Annotated in this window: 15 protein-coding genes and 1 pseudogene; 7 read left to right on the top strand and 9 right to left on the bottom strand. The window is 38.8% G+C overall.

Going from position 1 to position 21,465, the window contains the following annotated elements:
• Nucleotides 1–20 precede the first annotated feature (20 nt).
• The 4 genes from H6G69_RS13525 to H6G69_RS13510 form a co-directional block, all read right to left on the bottom strand.
• Complete coding sequence (locus H6G69_RS13525) at nucleotides 21–215, bottom strand: hypothetical protein (RefSeq protein WP_190687448.1); 195 nt, start codon at nucleotides 213–215, stop codon at nucleotides 21–23.
• Nucleotides 216–259: 44 nt separating this feature from the next.
• Complete coding sequence (locus tag H6G69_RS13520) at nucleotides 260–931, bottom strand: phosphoribosyltransferase (RefSeq protein ID WP_190687445.1); 672 nt, start codon at nucleotides 929–931, stop codon at nucleotides 260–262.
• A 394-nt stretch (nucleotides 932–1,325) separates the two neighbouring features.
• Nucleotides 1,326–1,511 carry a hypothetical protein gene (locus H6G69_RS13515; RefSeq protein WP_190687427.1) on the bottom strand — a complete coding sequence of 62 codons (186 nt, stop codon included), beginning with the start codon at nucleotides 1,509–1,511 and terminating at the stop codon, nucleotides 1,326–1,328.
• Between the two features lie 127 nt (nucleotides 1,512–1,638).
• Nucleotides 1,639–1,956, bottom strand: a complete 318-nt coding sequence (locus tag H6G69_RS13510; RefSeq protein ID WP_190687424.1) for a hypothetical protein — start codon at nucleotides 1,954–1,956, stop codon at nucleotides 1,639–1,641.
• Between the two features lie 467 nt (nucleotides 1,957–2,423).
• On the opposite strand from H6G69_RS13510, the gene H6G69_RS13505 reads away from it, so the two are divergent.
• The 7 genes from H6G69_RS13505 to H6G69_RS13475 all read left to right on the top strand — a co-directional run bounded on the left by H6G69_RS13505 (nucleotide 2,424) and on the right by H6G69_RS13475 (nucleotide 16,695).
• Nucleotides 2,424–4,643 (top strand): peptidoglycan-binding protein, encoded by a 2,220-nt coding sequence (locus H6G69_RS13505; protein WP_190687419.1) that lies wholly within the window; start codon nucleotides 2,424–2,426, stop codon nucleotides 4,641–4,643.
• 645 nt (nucleotides 4,644–5,288) lie between these two features.
• Entirely contained in the window at nucleotides 5,289–6,512 is a 1,224-nt protein-coding gene (locus H6G69_RS13500; RefSeq protein WP_190687402.1) for a response regulator, read from the top strand.
• A 325-nt stretch (nucleotides 6,513–6,837) separates the two neighbouring features.
• Nucleotides 6,838–7,200: a response regulator transcription factor gene (locus H6G69_RS13495; RefSeq protein ID WP_190687400.1), complete on the top strand. Its 363-nt coding sequence runs from the start codon at nucleotides 6,838–6,840 to the stop codon at nucleotides 7,198–7,200.
• Between the two features lie 93 nt (nucleotides 7,201–7,293).
• On the top strand, nucleotides 7,294–7,767 hold the full coding sequence (locus H6G69_RS13490; protein WP_190687397.1) for a chemotaxis protein CheW: 474 nt from the start codon (nucleotides 7,294–7,296) through the stop codon (nucleotides 7,765–7,767).
• A gap of 77 nt (nucleotides 7,768–7,844) precedes the next feature.
• Complete coding sequence (locus H6G69_RS13485; protein WP_190687393.1) at nucleotides 7,845–11,156, top strand: GAF domain-containing protein; 3,312 nt, start codon at nucleotides 7,845–7,847, stop codon at nucleotides 11,154–11,156.
• A gap of 104 nt (nucleotides 11,157–11,260) precedes the next feature.
• The gene (locus H6G69_RS13480) at nucleotides 11,261–14,761 is read left to right on the top strand and encodes a hybrid sensor histidine kinase/response regulator (RefSeq protein WP_190687379.1); all 3,501 of its coding nucleotides are present in this window, start codon (nucleotides 11,261–11,263) and stop codon (nucleotides 14,759–14,761) included.
• A 290-nt stretch (nucleotides 14,762–15,051) separates the two neighbouring features.
• A complete protein-coding gene (locus H6G69_RS13475) occupies nucleotides 15,052–16,695 on the top strand; it encodes a metallophosphoesterase (protein WP_190687376.1) in 1,644 nt (547 codons plus the stop codon).
• 55 nt (nucleotides 16,696–16,750) lie between these two features.
• On the opposite strand, the pseudogene H6G69_RS13470 reads toward H6G69_RS13475, so the two are convergent.
• The 5 genes and pseudogenes from H6G69_RS13470 to H6G69_RS13450 all read right to left on the bottom strand — a co-directional run.
• A pseudogene (locus tag H6G69_RS13470) lies at nucleotides 16,751–16,948 on the bottom strand (heme-copper oxidase subunit III); the annotation flags it as partial.
• Between the two features lie 122 nt (nucleotides 16,949–17,070).
• On the bottom strand, nucleotides 17,071–18,720 hold the full coding sequence (gene ctaD / locus H6G69_RS13465; RefSeq protein ID WP_190687374.1) for a cytochrome c oxidase subunit I: 1,650 nt from the start codon (nucleotides 18,718–18,720) through the stop codon (nucleotides 17,071–17,073).
• 24 nt (nucleotides 18,721–18,744) lie between these two features.
• Entirely contained in the window at nucleotides 18,745–19,662 is a 918-nt protein-coding gene (locus H6G69_RS13460) for a cytochrome c oxidase subunit II (protein ID WP_190687371.1), read from the bottom strand.
• A gap of 3 nt (nucleotides 19,663–19,665) precedes the next feature.
• The gene (locus H6G69_RS13455) at nucleotides 19,666–20,271 is read right to left on the bottom strand and encodes a DUF2231 domain-containing protein (RefSeq protein ID WP_190687369.1); all 606 of its coding nucleotides are present in this window, start codon (nucleotides 20,269–20,271) and stop codon (nucleotides 19,666–19,668) included.
• Nucleotides 20,268–20,762, bottom strand: coding sequence for a DUF2231 domain-containing protein (locus H6G69_RS13450; RefSeq protein ID WP_190687366.1), 495 nt, complete (start codon nucleotides 20,760–20,762; stop codon nucleotides 20,268–20,270). The genes H6G69_RS13455 and H6G69_RS13450 overlap by 4 nt, the downstream gene beginning before the upstream one ends.
• Between the last annotated feature and the right edge of the window lie 703 nt (nucleotides 20,763–21,465).

The raw sequence follows: 21,465 nt of genomic DNA, 5'->3' as shown, positions 1-21,465 counted from the left end.
CCACATATTCGGCAACATAACTATAGATTCTGCTTGCCATTAAAATTTGCTGGCTTCAGCAAAGTATTTGGGGGTGATATCCCAGTGCGTAACCATTCATGCATGGTTGCTGGTGCTTGGACTTTTAATAATTGCGATCGCAGTTCTTCCCCTTCTAAAACTTCTTTTTCTAACGGTGACTTGACATTGCGATCGCCATCAGTTTCAACTAGCATAGTAAATTACTCCTTGATGAAACCGTTAATTTACTGAAACTTACTTACACTCCCATACCCGCATTTCTACTAATATCTGACTGTCTGGCTAATAACTCGCGTACTTCTGCATCGGTAGTTTGTGAGAAGTCGTCATACCAAGCACCAATGGCATACAGCGACTCTGGCATAACTAAACAAACTATTTTGTCTACTTCGGTTTCTAATTGCTGGCACGTTGAAGGTGGCGCAACGGGAACAGCTACAATTAAGTGTTGAGGTTGCTGTGGTTGCAAGATAGCGATCGCAGCGCGCATGGTTGAACCTGTGGCAATACCATCGTCTACTAAAATTACGGTATGATTTTTGACCTCTGGTAAAGCTCGTTCGCCTCGGTAAGCGCGATCGCGTCTTTGTAATTCCCGCAATTCCTTAGCTGTCACTTCGTCAATAATTTGGCAATCAATACTCAAACTATTGAGGACATCGTAATTTAAAACACGCACACCACCAGAGGCGATCGCACCCATCGCCAGTTCTTCATGGTTGGGAACACCAATTTTTCTGACTAAACATATATCGAGCGGCGCGTTCAATTGTTTAGCAATTTCAAATGCTACTGGTACACCACCCCTGGGCAAACCTAACACTAACAGATTGTTAAAGTTAGCATAGTTTGTTAGTTGTTTCGCTAATAATTTGCCAGCCTCAGCGCGATTGCGGAATTTACTCGTCATCATACTTATCTCCTGCAAACAGCGACGCATAGCTTATATTGACGATCAAAAGTTACCATGATGTAGCCACTGTGAGAAAACTGTGAGCTTTGGATATTAACACCTAACCAGCATCATAAAAGTTAATACTTAGTGTTAATAATCTTCACATTTTTTCAAATTTCCTTCTACATTAATAGTAGATCCATATAACCAGAATAGATGGGTAATTGGTGAAACATTTAGTTGATTTTTGTGTTGATTTACAACCAAAAAATAAATATAAATATCAGGCTTTTATTTGATTTTTTGCTTTTTCTATAGCAATTCTATTTTATTTTTGAACTTACTTGTGAAGGTAGGAACAGGAAACACATATATTACTAATTATTTGTTGACACGCCACTACGATTGATTAATAGCACAAATACCAATTCGCAATTAAGAAAGCTTGACACATATCTTGCACCAAGCGACTGAAGTCGCAGCTACACAGACAAAACCCGCCTGCGCGGGTTCCAAACCCTTGATATTGCGTTAGTCCGCGTAGGCGGACTTCGTTTGTATAGCCGCGAATTCCATTCGCTGGGGCTAGGTGCAAGATGTGAATTGATTAATCAAGGCTGTGGGGGTTTACATCTGTTTCATTATTTTATTCGGGAGTGCTGAATGCGATGATTACTTTTTTTTACTCAGCACTGCTTCGGTGAATTGCTATGAGTTGAGGGTTAAAAAGATATACACATATCTTGCACGAGGGCGACTGAAGTCGCGGCTACACAGACAAAACCCGCCTGCGCGGGTTCCAAACCCTTGATATTGCGTCCGCGTGGTGCTTGCGCTGCCGCTTGGCGCACCACGCGGACTACCCTGCGGGAAGCCGCTTGCGTGTCTACGTTTGTATAGCCGAGCCAGTGCGTTGGGCGGGCAATGCCCGACTTGAAGCATCTGGCGTGCGAATTCCATTCACTGGGGCTAGGTGCAAAATATGAATATAGGGTTAATGATGAGTTTTGGATACATACACCATGTTCGTTTAAAATCATTGATTTTTTGTTTGTATGCAAGTCATGATTGCATACAACAAAAAACAATCTACATATAAATACTTACTTTGTTTAAGTAAAATTGCGGATTTATACTCTTCAAAGAGATTACACTGAATATTTTTTCTTAGCGAAAAATTGCTCATATTTGGCTGTTGATGCAGTTTCTCCTCTAGTAAATCAGCTGTTAACGCTTGCAACGAGGATGTGTAAAAATTGATAGCAAATTTTATAGCGTTTCTCAGTACAAAGTGTTAATTTCTTAGTAAGACAATAATTCTGCTGTTAATTAGCCAAAGTTGCACAGCCAAAAGCTCACACCCTTGGTTAACTTGAGAACTCAATGCTGTCATAAGTTAGCGTTAGCAAACTGAGCGACAGCAACCAAGAATAAACACCTGTTAGCAAATTCAATGCTCCTCTAACACTTGCAAAGTTTTTACTTAATCTTGGGTATTTTCTGATCTATGGAAACACTTGCTTACCTGCATTCAGCAGAAACCTATGAAGCGTCTATTAATTCCGAACAGGAAAATATTGCGGATTCTGATTTATGTTATCCAGACATAAATTGGGGACAAGAGCAGCGAGGAGCTTTGATGCTATTTCTCTCTTTTGCCTTTGGTGTCAGTTCTTTGGGTTGGGCTAATACGGCTCAGGCTCTCAAAAAAGGCGAAAAAAGTCCCCAAGTAGCGTCTTTGCAACAGAAATTACAAGCAGCTGGATACTTTAAACAAGCTGTCACAGGATATTACGGCCCCGTCACAGAAGCGGCGGTGATGAAATTTCAAAAAGCTCATGGTATCACCCCTGATGGAGTTGTGGGTACGGATACTTTAGCAGCATTAGAATCTAGTTCCTCAACATTTACATCAACCCCAGCAAAAACTCAGCCGACTGTTAAGACTACAAAAAAACCACCATCTGCTATTCCTCAAGTTATCTTGCAAAGAGGTGATCTCAGCTATGAAGTGATGTCTCTCCAGAAGAAACTAGAAGCGGCTGGGTATTTTGATCAACCAATTACAGGCGATTTTAACGCCGCGACAGAAGCAGCTGTGATGAAATTTCAAAAAGATCGCGGACTTGTAAGTAATGGCATTGTCAACAACCGGACTTTGGCGGCGCTAGATTCTGGTGCGAAACCACAAGCTCCTGCACCTGTTGTGGCTAGTACCCCAGCTGCTGTAGTAATCCCACAAAAACAGTACTCGCCTCAGACTGCATCACTCTTACGCAGAGGTGATCAAAATTCACAGGTGATGTCTGTCCAACAACAACTGCAAGTAGTGGGTTATTTTGCTCAATCCCCCACGGGTTCTTTTGATAAAGCAACAGAAGCGGCTGTCATTAAGTTTCAAAAAGCACATGGACTAATTGCTGATGGAATTGTGGGGCCGAAGACTTTAGCCGCACTCAAATCTCAACCTTCTAAATCAGCCCCAGATCAAACTAAGCAACTCAAAAGTCCGAACAAACAAAAAGCAGCACCCATCCCCAAAGCGAATCCAACTAAAGTAGCATCTGCTGTGAGCGATCGCAAATTAGATAATATCGACAAAGAAGCTAACCCCCCCACATTAGAAAATAATTTCGCAAAGTTAATCTCTTCACCTTTGCAAACTCAGCCAGAAAGTTTTCTCGACACTAATCAGTCTGAGTCAGATACAAAAGATAAAAAATCTCCCAGTCATCTCCATAAGATGACGCTCAAAAAAGTGATTTCTGGGCAGATTTCGCCTAAATCTGTTGTCCATTCTGGCAATGGGCTATTTTTTGCCCAAAACATGATGTACAACCACACAATCACGGTTTACAACCGACAGCATAAACTGGTCAAAGTTATTCCTGACAAAGTTGACTTATCAAAATTTGGTTACTCTAAATTTAAAGGTAACTATCAAGGCGCGCCAGTTGAAGCCAGTTTTGCGGAAGATGGTAAATACGCTTGGATTTCTAATTACCAAATGTATGGCCCTGGATTTAACAATCCTGGTAGTGACAAATGTAATCCATCTCAAAAAACTGATAAAAGTTTTTTGTATCGAATCAACACAGAATCTCTAGAAGTTGATCGTGTTATTCAAGTTGGCTCTGTACCTAAATTTGTCGCCACAACTAATGATGAACGTTTGGTATTAGTCAGTAATTGGTGTTCTTGGGATTTAAGCGTTGTTGATCCTGCCAAAAATCGAGAAATCAAAAGAATTAAACTTGGCCCTTATCCCCGTGGTATCGCCATAGATACAGCTGCAAATAAAGCTTATGTTGCTGTCATGGGTTCTTATGATATTGCCAAGGTTGATTTAACAGACTTTTCTGTTAAATGGCTAAAAAATATTGGTAATGCACCAAGACATTTAAATATAGACCCTACAGGTGAATATCTCTATGCTTCCTTAAACGGCGAAGGCAAAATCGCCAAAATTGACTTACCTGAAGGTAAATTAATATCTAAAGTGTCTACAGGTAACGCACCCCGCAGCATGGTTTTAACAGATGACGGTGCATTTTTGTATGTTGTTAATTACAGCGATAACACTATGAGTAAAATTCGGACTCACGATTTGAAAGTCGTACAAAAAGTCACAGTCGGTAACAACCCCATTGGTATTACTTACGACCCACAAACCCAAGAAGTTTGGGTTGCTTGTTACTCGGGTAATATTATGGTATTTCAAGATTAAATATTTATGGTCTCTCTTTGATAAGGTTTGTAACACTAGAGAGGAGAGACCATCTCTATCTTTAATTAAGTGTCTGATAGTCAACCAAAGAGCCAGATTAAAGCTTGATATTAGTATTAAAAAAGTTAAATTCTTACTTTTTATTTCCCTTCTCAATTCAGCATTGATTAATTAGCTATAATTAAAAGGTCTAGTCAAAAAAATAAAAATTAATTTTTATTAAAAAAAGTAACAAATATTATAGTTTAAGCTCGCTATAGTTCACTTTAGTAGCGTTAGCATTCATAAACTTAACTTTTATTGAAAATCAGAATTTACACGGTTATTCTCTAGGTTTGAGTTGTTTAAGATAATATTAATGAAATTTGCATTCTGAATATAGCAACTCTTGTTTTGAAGATGATATGAGCTTAGTGAAATAAAAAGTAGAAAAAATAGGATCAGATAGTTGATCTACTCATAAAATTTTCTCCTATTACTTTTAGGACTATGCCTATCTTAATTAAGACAAGCTATATATCAATATTCATAGGATAGGGCGGTAGAAACTAGCCTACGGCTAAATTTTGCAAGTTTCTTAATTCTTATCCCCATTAAGTAGATGTGGGCTTTGTCGGGCTGACTTGTGCATCATAGGTAAACAGTATGACCCACCTGGAACTGATGGTATCAAATAACATAATTAATGAATTTAAAACTTGCACACAGCTACAATATAATGGTCAGCTAAAAATTCAAAGTGCTAAAGGGCAAACTTGGTCTTTTTACTATAGATTAGGGCGGATAGTCTGGGCTACAGGCGGTACTCATCCTTTTCGGCGCTGGCGCAGATATATGGCACAGTACTGTCCACAAATTGATGTAGATAAAATTCAGTGTCGTCAGCAAGATTTAGCGATGGATTACTGGGACTACTATCTGCTAGAAATCTTATATAAGAGACAAAGAATTCAACGAGAACAAATTCAAGCAATTGTAGAGAATACAATTACGGAATTATTGTTTGACTTAGCCCAGCACACGAATTTTGTTTCTGTGAGTTGCGATCGCCATCAAGATATCATTTTAGAAACTCCCATGAGTTTCACGAGTGCAGATTTATCTGTCAAACAAATGCAAGACTCATGGAAAATGTGGTCAGAAGCAGGCTTGGCCAACTTTTATCCTGACTTAGCACCTGTGCTACGGAGGCCAGAACAACTCGAACAGCACGTAAGTCCATCTGTTTATAAAAACTTTGTCAGCTTGATTAATGGTAAACAGACTCTGCGAGAGTTAGCAGCAAAAATGAAGCAAAACGTTTTACCTGTTACTCGCTCGTTGCTTCCCTATATTCTCAAAGGCATCATTGAACTAGTAGAAGTCCCTGATTTACCTTTGTTATCGACTGAGGCGGATAATAATTCTCTGGCGACACAACCCAAAAAATCTCATGTTCCTTTAATAGCCTGCGTAGATGATAGTCCTCAAGTCTGCAAAATCCTAGAGGACATTGTGACTTCTCATGGTTTAAGATTCCTGAAAATTCAAGATCCAATACAAGCACTACCCGTTTTAATTCAAAATAAACCAGATTTAATTTTTTTAGATTTAATTATGCCAGTCGCTAGTGGTTACGAAATCTGTACTCAACTGCGACGAGTATCTGCTTTTGCTAATACACCAGTGATAATTTTAACTGGTAATGATGGTTTACTCGATAGAGTCCGCGCTAAAGTTGTTGGTTCTACTGATTTTATTGCCAAACCAGTAGCTGCTGATAGAGTGATGAGTGTGATACGTAAATATTTACCTGTGCCTACAGCAACCAAAATCACCGCAACCAAAGTTCGTAATATCTCTAGTTTAGAAGTGTCTTTGAAGCACTAATTAAAATAAGAATTCTTACACAAAAGCAAGCGAATAGTTAAAGCTTTTATGTATCAATAAAAGACAATTCTCTATGAGATTGAACTAATAAATAACTTGTATTTACTGTCAAACCTGTCACTTTCTCTAAATATTGGAGAAAGTGTCAGTTTTTAGCTACTAAGTATTGAGTTAATAAAATTTAAAAACTAAGTGTTTTTTCTATAACATTTAGACAAAGAATCAATGAGAATTAAATAAAGCAAAAATTTGCATTCATCAGTTGATTGAATGTACATATTGGAGTTTTTGTTTTTAATTTACAGGAGAATTTACTAGGAAAATTATGAATACCGTTTTAGTAGTTGAAGATGGTTTAACAGATATGGAAATACTCAGCCGTTATCTACAACAGGCTGGTTATTCTGTGATTAGTGCAACAAGTAGCGAAGACGCACAAATTAAAATAGATCGTACTAAACCCGATTTAATATTTTTAGATGTAATTCTGCCAGGAAAAAGTGGATTTGAAATTTGCCGCGAGCTAAAAAGCAATCCAGAAACTAGCCAAATACCTATAGTTTTTTGCTCTACTAAAAATAGTGATGTTGATAAAATGTGGGGCAATATGTTAGGCGCGCAAGCTTATTTATCTAAGCCAATTAATCGAGAAGAATTGGTAAAAATACTGAAGCAGTTAATACATTAAAATTGTTTAAATATGGCATTTAAATTATTAGCTATAAAACTTAGCTAATAATTATAAATTACTCATACTTTTAAATAAAGGAATTGCTTCACATTGGAACATCAAGGAAAATTTTTAAGTTTTGCTTTAGGTAATAGCGATAAAGCAGTTATTTCTTTACAGTACATTACAGAAGTATTGCAAATTCCCTTAACAGATATATGCAACGTTCCGCAAATGCCTAGTTGTGTTTTGGGTATATACAACTGGCGTGGGGAAATGCTTTGGTTAGTTGATTTAGAAGAGATGCTAGGTTATCCGTCATTGTTACAAGGAGTAAACCTGCTTTCTAAAATGATGGCGGTGATTTTAGAAATAGATGGCAAATCTTTAGGTTTATTAGTCAGAAATCTCATGGATATTGAGTGGCTCGATACTCATCAAATGAAGTTGGCATCTACAGATTTTTTCTCACCAAAAATATCAGCTTTTGTCAAAGGTTACTTTATAAATGCTGTGGAAGAAATGGTATTTAATCTAGACGCAACAGCAATTGTAAAGGCTCCTATGTGGATTACTCCGAATTGAACTCAGAATTAGAATTGTGGCAACAAATCAAGACCAGATTCACAAATTGTTTAAATTTAAAATTGAGGTATTTAAAAATGACAATTGCATATCATAATGGCAAAGAAGGACAAGAAGAAACACTTAATGAAGTGGAATCAAATAATAATTTATCTGTCAGAGATATAGTACAAAATCAAAATCTTTCGCAAGTCAATCTAGTAGCTCAAGAATTTAAAATATGGCGGCAGCACTTACAAGCGATTACAACTGTCATGCGCCAAGCTACAGATATAGAAACATTACTCAAAGTAACTGTAGTACAAGTCAGAGAAAAAATTAATTGCGATCGCGTCTTAATTTATCAGTTTAATTCTATCGATACGGGAAATGTTTTAGCAGAATCTCGAACCTTGGGTTGGACACCTACGCTCGGTGAAAATCTCCCGGGAATGCTATTTGGTTTATATAACAATCAAGATTATTTAGAATCTGTAGCAATTGACGATATCGACAAAATTCAAGTTACACCTTATCAAAAACAATTACTAGATAAATATCAAATTAAAGCAAGTTTGAGTTTGCCTATTTTAGTCGATGGTAAAGTATGGGGGTTATTAGCAGCTAATACTTGTGCTTACACCAAACAATGGCAAGAAGCAGAAATTACTTTTCTATCTCAAGTAACTACAGAATTAGCTTATAAATTACAGAGTTTTGAATTTCACAGAGAATTACACCTGAGAACTCAAGCTAAAAAATCTGTAGCTAAAGTTATTGAGAAGATTATTCGTGTCTCAGAAATTGATAATATTTTTCAAAATACTACTCACGAAATCCGACAATTATTACGCTGCGATCGCGTCGGTGTTTATCGTTTTAATCCTGATTGGAGTGGTGAATTTGTCGCCGAATCAGTTGGTCATGGCTGGGTAAAATTAGTAGGCCCAGGGATTAAAACTGTTTGGGAAGATACACACTTACAAGAAACTCAAGGCGGGCGTTATCGCCATCATGAAAGCTTTGTTGCCAATGACATTTATAAAGTAGGACATTTTCAATGTCATATCGAAATTCTTGAGCAATTTGAAGTCAAAGCTTACATGATCGTGCCTGTATTTGCCGGAGAAAAATTGTGGGGTTTACTCGCAGCTTATCAAAATTCCGGCCCCCGCGAATGGCACGAATGGGAAGTTAGCTTTTTAGAGCAAATTGGTTTGCAATTTGGTGTAGCCATTGCCCATGCTGAATATCTTGGACAAATGCAAGTGCAATCTCAACAATTAGTGCAGATTGCCGAACAAGAAAAAGCTTTAACTAAGATAGTCAACCGCATCCGTCAATCTCCAGATGTAGAAAGTATTTTTAGAAACACTACCCAAGAAGTCAGACTGTCATTAAGATGCGATCGCGTTGCTGTCTATCAATTTCATCCTAACTGGGGTGGTGAATTTGTAGCTGAGTCAGTAGCTAACAATTGGGTCAAATTAGCAGGGCCAAATATCAACACAGTAGTCAATGATACCCATCTGCAAGACACCCAAGGTGGGCGATATGCTAGAGGTGAAAGTTCCGTAGTTAATGATATCTACAACGTTGGTTTTGCTCCTTGCCACATCGAAATTTTAGAACAGTTTGAAGCCAAAGCTTATATTATTGTTCCTATCTTTTTTGGGGAAAAATTATGGGGATTGCTGGCAGCTTATCAAAACTCTAGCACCCGTGAATGGCAAACTTGGGAAGTTAACTTTTTAAATCAGATTGCTTTGCAATTTAGCATTGCAAAATCACAATTAGATTATCTCGAACAAGTACAAGTTAAAACCGAAAAATTAACTCAGATTGCTGACCAAGAAAAAGCCTTTACTAAGATAGTTAACCGGATTAGACAATCTTTAGATTTAGATGAAATCTTCAAAATTACGACTCAAGAAGTTCGGCAATTATTACGATGCGATCGCATGGCTGTGTATCGCTTCAATCCTGACTGGAGTGGTGTGTTTATTGCTGAGTCAGTTGGCCACAATTGGGTCAAACTTGTAAGTATAGACATGAAAACCGTCTGGGAAGATAGCCATCTTCAAGAAACCCAAGGCGGACGATATGCTAAAGGCGAAAACTTGGTGGTTAATGACATTTATCAAGCAGGTCATTCGCCTTGCCACCTAGAAATTTTAGAGCAATTTGAAGTCAGAGCTTACATAATTGTTCCCATCTTTTTTGGGGAAAAATTGTGGGGTTTATTAGCAGCTTATCAAAACTCCGGCACACGGGAGTGGGAAGAATCACAAGTTAGCTTATTAGCCAGAATCGGCGACCAATTAGGACTAGCATTACAACAGACTGAGTATTTGCAACAACTACAAACCCAGTCAGCCCAACTAGCTGAAGCTGCAGATAGGGAAAAAGCCGCTAAAGAATTATTACAACAAAGGTCTATTCAACTGTTGATGGCACTGCGTCCGGCTTTAAACGGTGATTTGACAGTCCGCGCACCCATCACAGAAGACGAACTAGGTACAATTGCTGATGCTTACAACAACACTCTTCAAGCACTGCGGCAAATCGTCATTCAAGTACAAGCAGCAGCCCAACAAGTCGCCCAGACTTCTGCCACTAGCAATGCTTCCCTAGCTGGGTTGAACAATTTAGCACAACAACAGTCGGAAGATATCACCACGGCTTTAAGCGATATTCAACAAATGGTTGACTCTACGCAAGCGGTAGTAACTAACGCCCAGTTGGTGCAAGTAGCAGTCCAAAAAGCTAACCAAACAGTAGAGTCTGGTGATACAGCCATGAACCAGACTGTAAAAGCGATTGAAGCAATTAGAGAAACCGTTGCCCAAACCAGCAAGAAAATTAAACGGTTGAGCGAATCTTCGCAAAAAATCTCGAAAGTGGTGAATTTGATTAGTAATTTTGCCACCCAAACTAACGTTTTAGCTTTAAATGCTGCTATTGAAGCTACCCGCGCTGGGGAGTATGGTAAAGGCTTTGCAGTGGTAGCTGATGAAGTACGTTCTTTATCTCGTCAGTCAGCCGCCGCCACCATTGAAATTGAAAAATTAGTGCAAGAAATTCAAGCAGAAACTGGCGAAGTTGCCGTGGCGATGGAAACAGGTATTCAGCAGGTAGTTGAAGGGACAAATTTAGTCAGCGAAACCCGACAAAACTTGAATGCAATTGTTTCTGCAACTGCTGAAATTAGCCAACTAATTGAACAAATTACAGCAGTCACCCAAACCCAAATGGGTCAGTCGCAAACTGTGACAACATCAATACAAGATGTATCCGAAATAGCTCACAAGACTTTTGCTGAATCTCAAGAAATTGCGGCTATTTTCCAAGACTTATTAGGGATGGCGCAAGAACTATTAACAACTGCTAGTAAGTTTAAAGTCAATTAAGTATTAGGGAATAGGGAATAGGGAATAGGGAGACGATTACTTAATCTCCTTAATCCCTAACCTCTAGCCCCTAGCCTCTAGTCCCTAAAACATACTCCCTAATTATGATTACTGATGCAGAAATTCGTGAACAAGGTTACATCTATTTTCTAGCAGAAGCTCCAGAATTATTACAAACAATTGAGCAAGAACTTTTGGGCTTTGTAGAAGATGAAGGTAATAGAAAGAGTAAAGTTCATACTTTAATGCGGGCAACCCATACTCTCAAAGGTGGTGCTGCTACCGTTGGGATAGAAGCAATTCAGATGATTGCCCATTCTTTAGAAGATGTGTTTAAGGCTTTATATAATCCAGATATAGTTATTGATGTTGATTTACATACACTATTAATTAAAGCTTATGAATGTTTGCGGTTGGCATTAACCGCCGAATTAACAAGCAGTAGTGTTGATGTTGAGGAAATTATTCAACGAGCAACTGCTATTTTTACCCAATTAAAAGCCAAACTTGGTGATGCTGTTGGGAGCGATAATTATATCCCAACTTCTCAAGAGTTAGGATTTGATGTTGTTAAATCTATCTTTGAAGTAGGAATTCAGCAACGAATTGAGAATATTGCGGCAACTATTAATCATCCTCCTGATGATGCTGAATTGAGAGATTTTTTAAATTCTCAGGTGGAAGTGTTTATTGGACTAGCAGAATCTTTAGATTTACCTGGTTTAGGAGAACTCGCGCACACAATTATAGCTGCGCTAGAAACAAATCCTACTCATTTGCTGCAAATTGCGGAACTGACACTCCAAGATTTACAAGCGGCGCAAACAGCAGTAATATTAGGCGATCGCACTCTCAATGGCATAGTTTCTCCAACTTGGCAAAACCTTACCCAAGTGGTGAATGAAGCATTACCTACTGATGAGCAAAATAATCAACCAAATTGTCCTTTACTCAAAAGTGCAGAAGAATTTTATCAATTTTTAACGGCATCTGGCAAAAATAATCAGGAGTGTATTAAGCCTTCAACTGCTAAGTTATATCTTAAGTTAGTCCAATATATTTTAGGTTGGTTTCACCATCAAAGAGCAGTACCCAAACAAGAGCTTAATTTATCTTTGCTAATTCCCAAGTTAGAAACTGAAAATCAAATAAATTATATTGAAAATTGGCTAAAAGAGTTTTTATCTAACGTTCAAAGTCCTGAAGATAGTTATAGTCTTTGTGTTTATCGTCACGGCATTATTTTAATTGTGCTGTTAGCTGTGGCCAAATTTGAGTATGGGAATGACAGAAGTAATAGTTACTTATTTCTCATTCAAAATTTCCAAAAGCAAATTAGAACTTTAGCCCAAGAATACAAAAATTATCCGCCTGTAAGTATCCAAGAAAAAAATTGGTATGAGCGTCCTAGCTTACAGAAATTTTTGGTATTTAATGAAACATTAACCCTGTCTCCCAGTGAAAATTTGCTAGAGTCAATCTGGGGAGAAAAAACACAAAATCAAACTTCTCACTCTCTAGATAATGATGCTGACAAGAAGGCTGATACCTATCCAGTTGTAGAAGTAAAATCAGAAGCCGTCAGCAGCAATAGTCAGGAAATTCCCGCAACAGAAAATCAACTTCACAATAAAAAAAACCGCCAGAATTCACTGATTCGTGTAGATGTGGAATCTTTACAGAATCTTAATTACTTAGCCGGAGAATTACTAATTCATCAAAAAAAACGTAACTTACAAGATGAACAAGTTCAAGAAGTAGTTGAACAATTATTAACCAGACTGAAAAAGCATCAAAACTTATTAAGTCAGTTACGCGAATTACCCTTACATTTACAAATTTTGAGTTCTCAAGCTACACAAAATTTTGCGGCTGTAAAGTTTGATTCTCTAGAAATGGATATATATACAGAGTTTCATTTATCTTTACACGAAGCTATAGAAGAAACTCTCCAGATTCAAGAAACTACCGAATCTCTTGATTTGATTTTAAAACAAGCATTTCAAGTCAGTGATAAAAAACAAAATTTAGTTTTCAATATTATTGATAACCTAGTAGAAGCGAGGATGTTACCTTTAAGTGATGTCTTAAATCGTTTTCCCCCGATGGTGAAAAAACTAGGCAATATTTATCATAAAAATGTCAAGCTGCAACTGATTGGAACTGAGGTATTAGTTGATAAAGCGATCGCGGAAAAGTTATACGATCCATTATTACATTTAGTACGTAACGCTTTCGATCATGGAATTGAATCTCCACACCTGCGTCAAGAACGTGGTAAGCCAGAACAAGGTTTAATTACAATTCGTGCATATCATCAAAGTAGCCAAACTATTATTGAAGTTCAAGATGATGGAGAAGGCTTAAATTTAGATAGTATTCGCCAAAAAGCAATTGAGATGAATCTTGTGACATCTCATGAACAAGCATCGGAATTATTAAACTTGATGTTTGCACCAGGATTATCTACTGCCCAACAGGTGAGTAATATTTCTGGACGTGGAATGGGTTTGGATATTGTGCGTTCTCAAATAGAAGCTTTAAATGGTTCAATTGCCGTCCAAACTTGGCCGCAACAAGGTACAAAATTTATTCTTAAACTCCCTTTTTCTATGACTACTGATACATTAATGCTGGTGCAAGCAGGAGGCGTTGTTTATGCGCTGCTTTTAGATAGTGTGGAAAAAATCTTAATTCCTGAACCACAACAAATTAAAGAATTAGAAGGTAAAAGAGTTTTATATTTAAATACAGAACAGGATGAAAATTTAGTTAATTTATATCAACTTTCACAATTGATGCCTTATAACTGTTCGTGTATTAACAGTCAGAGACTTACCAATCTCCAAAATGCACTAGACACAAGATTGATGAATAATCCTGTGTTGATATTAAAGCGCGATCGCCATATTTTCGCCTTAGAAGTTGAGCAAATTATTGGCGAACAAGAATTAGTCATTAGACCTGTAGGAAATGCGATCGCACCGCCAAAATATGTTTATGGTTGCAGTACTTCAGCTAACGGAAATCTGATTTTAGTCATTGATGGAACTCTACTTTTAGAATCGCTTAATCTGCCAGCCACAGTTGCTCCAATTCAATTCAAACCAATCGTAGAAGAGTTACCTCCGCCAGTACTGATAGATACTCAAACCCTACCATTAAATCCACCTACAGAACCCAGCTATCAATCACCAAAGACAGTTTTGATAGTAGATGATGCGATTAGTTTGAGGCAAACTCTCTCACTCACATTACAAAGAGATGGTTATCAAGTAATTCAAGCTCAAAATGGTGTAGAAGCACTAGAACATTTGCAAACATATCCCCGCATTCAAGTGATTATTTCTGATTTGGAAATGCCGCATATGAATGGCTTTGAATTATTAAATAACATCAAAAAAGTACCACAAATTGCCAAAATTCCTGTAGTCATTTTATCTTCGCGGAGTGCAGATAAACATCGCCAACTCGCCCAAGAACTGGGTGCTAAAGCTTACTTGACTAAGCCCTATTTAGAACGTGAATTACTCTCTACTGTGGCATCTTTAATTCAGAAAGAAGCAGAAAATCCTCCTCAATTAGTCATGGCAACCATTTCTTGAGATTGAATACGGAAAGCTTGCTCGTAAAATCAAGGTTTTTCAACCCGCGCAGGCGGGTTTTGCCTGTGTAGCAGCGACTTCAGTCGCCCTCGTGCTATCAAAATTCTTCCTGATTTAGGACTTACGCAAAAACTCTCTCTAACTCTTATAACTTCGTGTCCTACCCTGCGGGAAGCCGCTATCGCGTCTATGCGTCCTTTGCGGTTCGTTTCTTCATACTTTTGCGTAAGTCCTGCTGATTGTTTTATGCTTGACCAAGGTCAAGCGTGCCAGACTTTGGATAAACAATTATGACCGCACCACCGCAACTGCTGACAGATCCATTTTTGCAACTGCCAACGGCAACATCAGTAAGAGTAGTATGGTTTACTGAGTTTGCAGGTACTCAACATCTGGTCAACTACGGTGAAGACTTGCAGCAAACAGCTAAAGCCACCACTACTCAACTTAGCCGCACCAGGGAAGACCAAAAATCACGCGTCGGGAAGCAAACCCAAGACGGACAAATTTATCAACAACCTGTCAAGCGTGAAATTTGGCGACACGAAGCCGAAGTAATTGGGTTAAAACCAGGAGTCAGGGTAAACTATCGCATCATCAGCACCAGAGAAGATGGCGCAACGATAAGCAGTGAAGTCTTCACCCTTACACCCAAACCAGAACCAGGTACACCACTAAAAATTCTCCTGACTTCTGACCATCAACTCAAGCCAATGACAGCCGCCAATTTGCAAAAAGTTGTAGAAACAGTTGGCAGAGTTGATGCAGTGTGGTTTGCTGGTGATTTAATTAATGTGAGCGATCGCGCTTCGGAATGGTTTGATGATAATCGGGGGAATGCTTTTTTTCCTGGTTTGCAAGGTCTTGCTAACTATCAAATGCAGCATGACGGCGTGACAACAACCTATACAGGTGGGCAAATAATTCAACACGCACCTATATATACTTGCATTGGCAATCATGAAGTCATGGGTAGGTTTCAAAGAACAGGAAGTTTAAACCATGAATTTGATGATACCCTTCCCCGTGCTGTGGCTCAAAAACTTTATAGCGGCAAATCTTTAATTGATAATTCTTACAATACTATTACCTACGAAGAAATCTTAACCTTACCCCAAAGCCAAGAAGGTGGAAAAAAATATTATGCAGTCAGTTTTGGTGATGTGCGCTTAGTCGTTTTATTCATCACAAACATGTGGCGCACTCCTAAATTAGACGAAAATTATACAGGTAGATATCGAGAAGCTAAACAAGATTTAGATAACCCGGAAAACTGGGGTTATGGGCAAATAATTTATGAGCCAGTAGCCAAAGGTAGCACACAATATAATTGGTTAGCAGCCGAACTCAACAGCAGAGAATTTCAACAAGCAAAATATAAGGTCGTCATGTTTCATCACCCACCCCACACCCTGGGTGATAATATCGTCCCTGCATACACCGAGCCAGTGCAAATTATAGAACGAAACAGTCAAGATAAAATTACATCCGTGCGTTATGAATATCCTAAAAATGCCGACTACATCATTCGTGATGTTCTGCCATTATTAGAAGAAGCCAAAGTACAGTTAGTATTTTATGGGCATTCCCATTTATGGAATCGCTTTGTAAATCATCAAGGAATGCACTTTTTAGAAACATCCAATGTTGGCAATAGTTATGGTGCAGCTTGGGGCAAAAGAAAGCGAGAAGTTCCGACAAATTATCAAGAAGAATATGTGGCAATTGGCGACCCCAACGGTTTAGCACCAGTCATGCCTGCCATTGCGCCTATATTAAGTGAAGATGGTAAACCTATGCCCTATATTGCTAGTAATGACATCACTGTTTTTAGTATTTTTGAGACTGCAACAGGTAAAATCAGCAGCTACCGTTTTGATACGCGCAAACCTGATTCAGATGTTGTTAAATTTGACGAATTTCACTTGCAATAATCTTAATTTAATGTAAATTTGCTGAGTGCTTTCTTGACCTCATATAGCAATCCAAATTAATTGCCAGATATTGTACTTCTAGTCCTGAAACACCAGCCAGCAACCAATCGGGAATGGTTGTTTTATAGACAATATATGCTGTAAAAAAACGAGGAAAAATGAAAGTTTCTGAAAGCAAGAACACAATGAAGCCGAACATCTTGCTGCCTTCTTCATCATCAGTATGGTCTGCTGAAATGATTGAACTATCCATTGCTGGAAAACTCCTATGTGTTTGTCTCACGCAAAGTCGCAAACAAAGAGGGCAAAATTAGTGTGAAATCGCGCTCTTTGTGTTCCTCTGCGTTGAACTCTGCGCTACTTTGCGTTAAAAAATTAATGGTCGGCTACTAATGGTTCAGATTTACCGTAGCTGTAAGGTTCACCGACAACAACTGGAATTTGGTCAAAATTCTCGACAGGAGGTGGTGAAGCAACTATCCACTCCAGCCCAATTGCCCGCCAAGGATTCTTCGGTGCTTGTTGTCCGTGCATCCAAGAACTAATCATATTCAAAATGAAGGGTAAAGTAGAAACACCTAGCAAAAATGCTCCGATACTGGCGATAATATTCCAAAATTCATACTCTGGAGCATAGGAAGAAACTCGACGTAACATTCCTTGCAAGCCTAGTGGGTGCATGGGGAAGAAGTTGAGGTTAGTACCGATGAACGCCAGAGCGAAGTGCAACTTGCCCAAACCTTCGTAGTACATCCGTCCAGTCATTTTGGGGAACCAGAAATAAATAGCCGCAAACATCCCCATCGTGACTGTGCCGTATAGAACATAGTGGAAGTGACCAACCACATAGTAAGTATTGTTGACATGGACATCAATCGGAACAGAGGAAAGGGTGATGCCAGTAATACCTGCGAACACAAACAAGATTAATGCACCAAACGCAAATAGCATTGGGGTATCAAACCGTATTTTGCCACCCCAAATCGTTGCAGTCCAAGCAAATACTTTAATTCCTGTCGGCACAGAGACAAACATGGTTGTCAGCATAAAAAACATTCGCATCCAACCCGAAGTACCACTAACATACAGATGGTGTACCCAGACGATACCGCTAACTCCGGCAATCAAAAGTGATGAAATAGCGACGATTTTGTAGCCAAACAGAGGTTTACGCGCAAAAGCTGGAAATATCTCGGAAAAAACTCCAAAGACTGGCAGAATGATCACGTAGACGGCAGGGTGGGAGTAAAACCAGAAAAAATGCTGAAATAAAACAGGATCGCCTCCCTTAGCGGGGTTAAAAAAGCTAGTTCCCACTGTTAGGTCAAGTAAAACCATAACTGCACCTGCTGTTAACACAGGTAGTCCAAATAGTTGGATAAGCTGGGCGCTAAATACGTTCCAAACAAAGATGGGCATACGGAAGTATGTCATTCCCGGTGCGCGCATCTTGACAATTGTCGTCACAAAGTTAATCGCCCCCATGATTGAGGAAACACCGGATACTGCCACTGCCAGAAGCCAGATTACTTGGCCATTAATTAAGTTTCCTGTTGGGTTTTGCAGACTGACAGGAGGATATGACCACCAACCTGCTTGTGCTGGGCCGCCTGGGACAAAAAAACTGACCATTAACAATACAGCAGCAATAGGTATCATCCAGAAGGCAACAGCATTAAGTCTGGGAAACGCCATATCTCGCGCTCCAATCATCAGAGGCACAAGATAGTTAGCAAAACCTGTCAGTATGGGAAATGTCCAGCCAAATAACATCACAGTGCCGTGCATGGTGAAAATTGCATTGTAGACGCTACGGTCAATTAGGTCTGATTCTGGGGTAATCAATTCCCCCCGAATGATCATTGCCAATAAGCCGCCTACTAAAAAAAGAAGGAAAGCCGTAACAATATATTGAATACCGATAACTTTGTGGTCTGTGCTGAAACTGAAGTACTGCTTCCAGTTCGTTGTCGGTTGGTGTTGAGGTGTATGACCTGTAATGTCTTCAACGGAGATATTTGTCATTTGTCCTTTGTATCTAAATATTGACTAATTGCTGTAGTTAACTACGGGGGCTTTTGCAGGTATTACCGTAGCCCAGCTTTTGATTGATTGTTTTGATGCGTGAGCATATTCAGCAGCCGCTTGATTGTTTGCAGTGGATGGTTGACGATTTGCTGCTTGGGCAAGCCATTGTTTGTAGTCTTCAGAAGACTCGACAACGACATTTGCTTGCATGGTTGCAAAATAAGTACCGCTAAATTCGGAATCGGTCAATTGATATTTGCCGATGCGAATAGGGGTGAATTCAAAGTCAATGTTACGGTTGGGAATAATGTCTTGCTTGACCCGGAAAGCCGGAATATAAAAGCCGTGAAGCACATCTTCGGAATGTAACGCCAAACGAATGCGATAATTAACGGGTAGATGTAGTTCGGTGCTGGTAATGTCTATTTTTGGATAGCGGAAAACCCAAGCCCACTGTTTGGCATCAACTTCAATGTCTTCAACTGGCAGAACATTAACACTTTCTGTGTCCTCTTTGATTGGTGCAGCAGAAGCAGATGTCATAGCCATTGGCATATGTATATGCATAGTTTCCATAGGCCCTTGAATTCCCATTTGCTCGTAGATTTGGTAGCTGTAGTTGGCAATCCAAAATACTAGTAATACAGGAATTGCTGTCCAGACGATTTCTAGGGTGATATTTCCTTCAATGTGGGGGCCGTCGCTAGTGTCGTCTTTCTCGGCTCGATGGAAAATGGCAGAGTAAATAAGTGTTCCTGTGACTCCAAAGAAGATAAATGCTCCCAGGGTGATTAAGACACTAAACAATTTATCAACAAGACGTGATTCGGCTGCGGCTTGAGGAGGTAGCCAAGAATACGTCCACTGTCCTACCAAAAAACTAATACCAGTTAAAGCGATCGCAGTTACACTCAATATCAAAACATTTCGGATTTTCATAGATTACCTCAGCAGTAAGTTAGGGTCTTGACCTAAGCGCAACAACATATCAGCAGTATTGTGAATTCCAAACTCAGCCGCTAGATGCGCTCCTAACGTACCGTGGATGAACATGATCAATATGATGAATAGTCCCGAAAATAAATAACTCCACTGCACCTGTTGATTGTCATCTAAATCCCAAAGATAGCGTTGTAATCCTCTCCAAATAGCCATCCCGACAATTAGCCCACCAAGGAAAACACCACCCATACCATGCCAAAGCATTGTTGCTGTCGCGTCCAACCCCCAAGCACTTTTGACTCCAGTGGGAGGTTCTGCCAACATCATTTCGTAAAAACCTGCGGCCACTGTAAACAATGTGACAAGTGCCGAACCAACTATGTTATACCAACCAGCTTCAAAGAAACTAGAACGATTGGTAGGAACAGCTAAAAACTTAAAAATTGGTTTTTGTACGGAGAACAATGCACCAATAAAATCAAAGGTAATACCCAGGATGAACAAAGCTATAGTCAGATGGACTAGATTTGGGTGAATGGGTATAGGGTAGGGTAATCCATTCGCGCTTAGATGAGTTTTCAATTGGTCAATAATTTCAAGATTCATTGTAGTAAGCCCTTCCTCATAGCTTCAACAACTGGTGCTGTATGCAGTCCATATATCCAAACCAATTCATCACCGAAATATACTTGTACGCCCACCAAAACAGTCACAAATAGACTTGCTGCTAGGTACAAAATTGATATTTTTTTGGGAGTACGACAATAAATCACATAACGCCAAGCTGTAATAACAGCCAGGATGCCTGAAAGTGACCAGCCAAGAATCGTGTGTAAATTAAGTACTGGTCGAACGGCATTATAAGGTTGTGATAAACCTGCTTCCAATTGACCAAAGACAACAGCTACAAAAATGGCAATTGTAGCGAAAAACATATTCCACCAACTCACCTCAAACAGGCGATAGTTATGCGTAAAGTAGGCAATAGCATCACATAAAAACGCAAACAATACCATTGCAATTACAAAATGGACAATGATGGGATGGATTGTATCTGGATACGGTAAATTGTGATTGTTCAGAAAATTCTCAAGCATAGTGTTCTACTCATCGGTTAGTTGGTGTTTAGTAGTTAATAATCAATACTTCACAATTGTTTAGCTGCTAAAATTACTGATGTTGGATTAACACTCCTTTTAATGAACAAAACAATCATAATTCTTGATTTTTTGCAGACTTGCTGAGTCTTTATAGAGCGAAAATCGTAAAATTAATAATTACAGATTGTAGAAAAATAATTTGCTGTTCAGTAAACTACAACTGTAGTTTTAGTACGTTAAATTGCCTTGGCATTAAATTGAAACGCAAGTATATCAATGCCATTTATTTCACGGGCAAGTTAATGCCTTTAAGCAAAATTTAGCATACTTGACTGACTCAAATTGATTCCAACATGAATGAGCTATGGAGAGATAAAGGTCATACCTTTAAGCGAAGTTACATATATCTCAAACTCATCAGGAAAATCATTGAACTTTAAGTGTATGTTTGCTTTTCCCTAAATAAAGAATATCATACATTTGGCAAATTTACTTGCGATCGCCAAATTATTTTCAAACAGTATTTGCGGTCACAATTAATCAAAAACTCGAATATTTTTAGTTAACAATTACTGTCTTTATCCTATTTTTAGATTCTTAATTCTGACCTGCTTCAAAAAATCAGATATCCTTCACTTTTCTGGAGGTAACTGACTAGTTGACAGCTTGAGCAAATAACCAAGACAGTTGCAGCAGCCCT

Origin of the sequence: Nostoc sp. FACHB-110, from assembly GCF_014697425.1 — a bacterium.
Classification (GTDB): Bacteria; Cyanobacteriota; Cyanobacteriia; order Cyanobacteriales; family Nostocaceae; genus Nostoc_B.
This window is presented reverse-complemented; position numbering and strand designations above follow the sequence as displayed.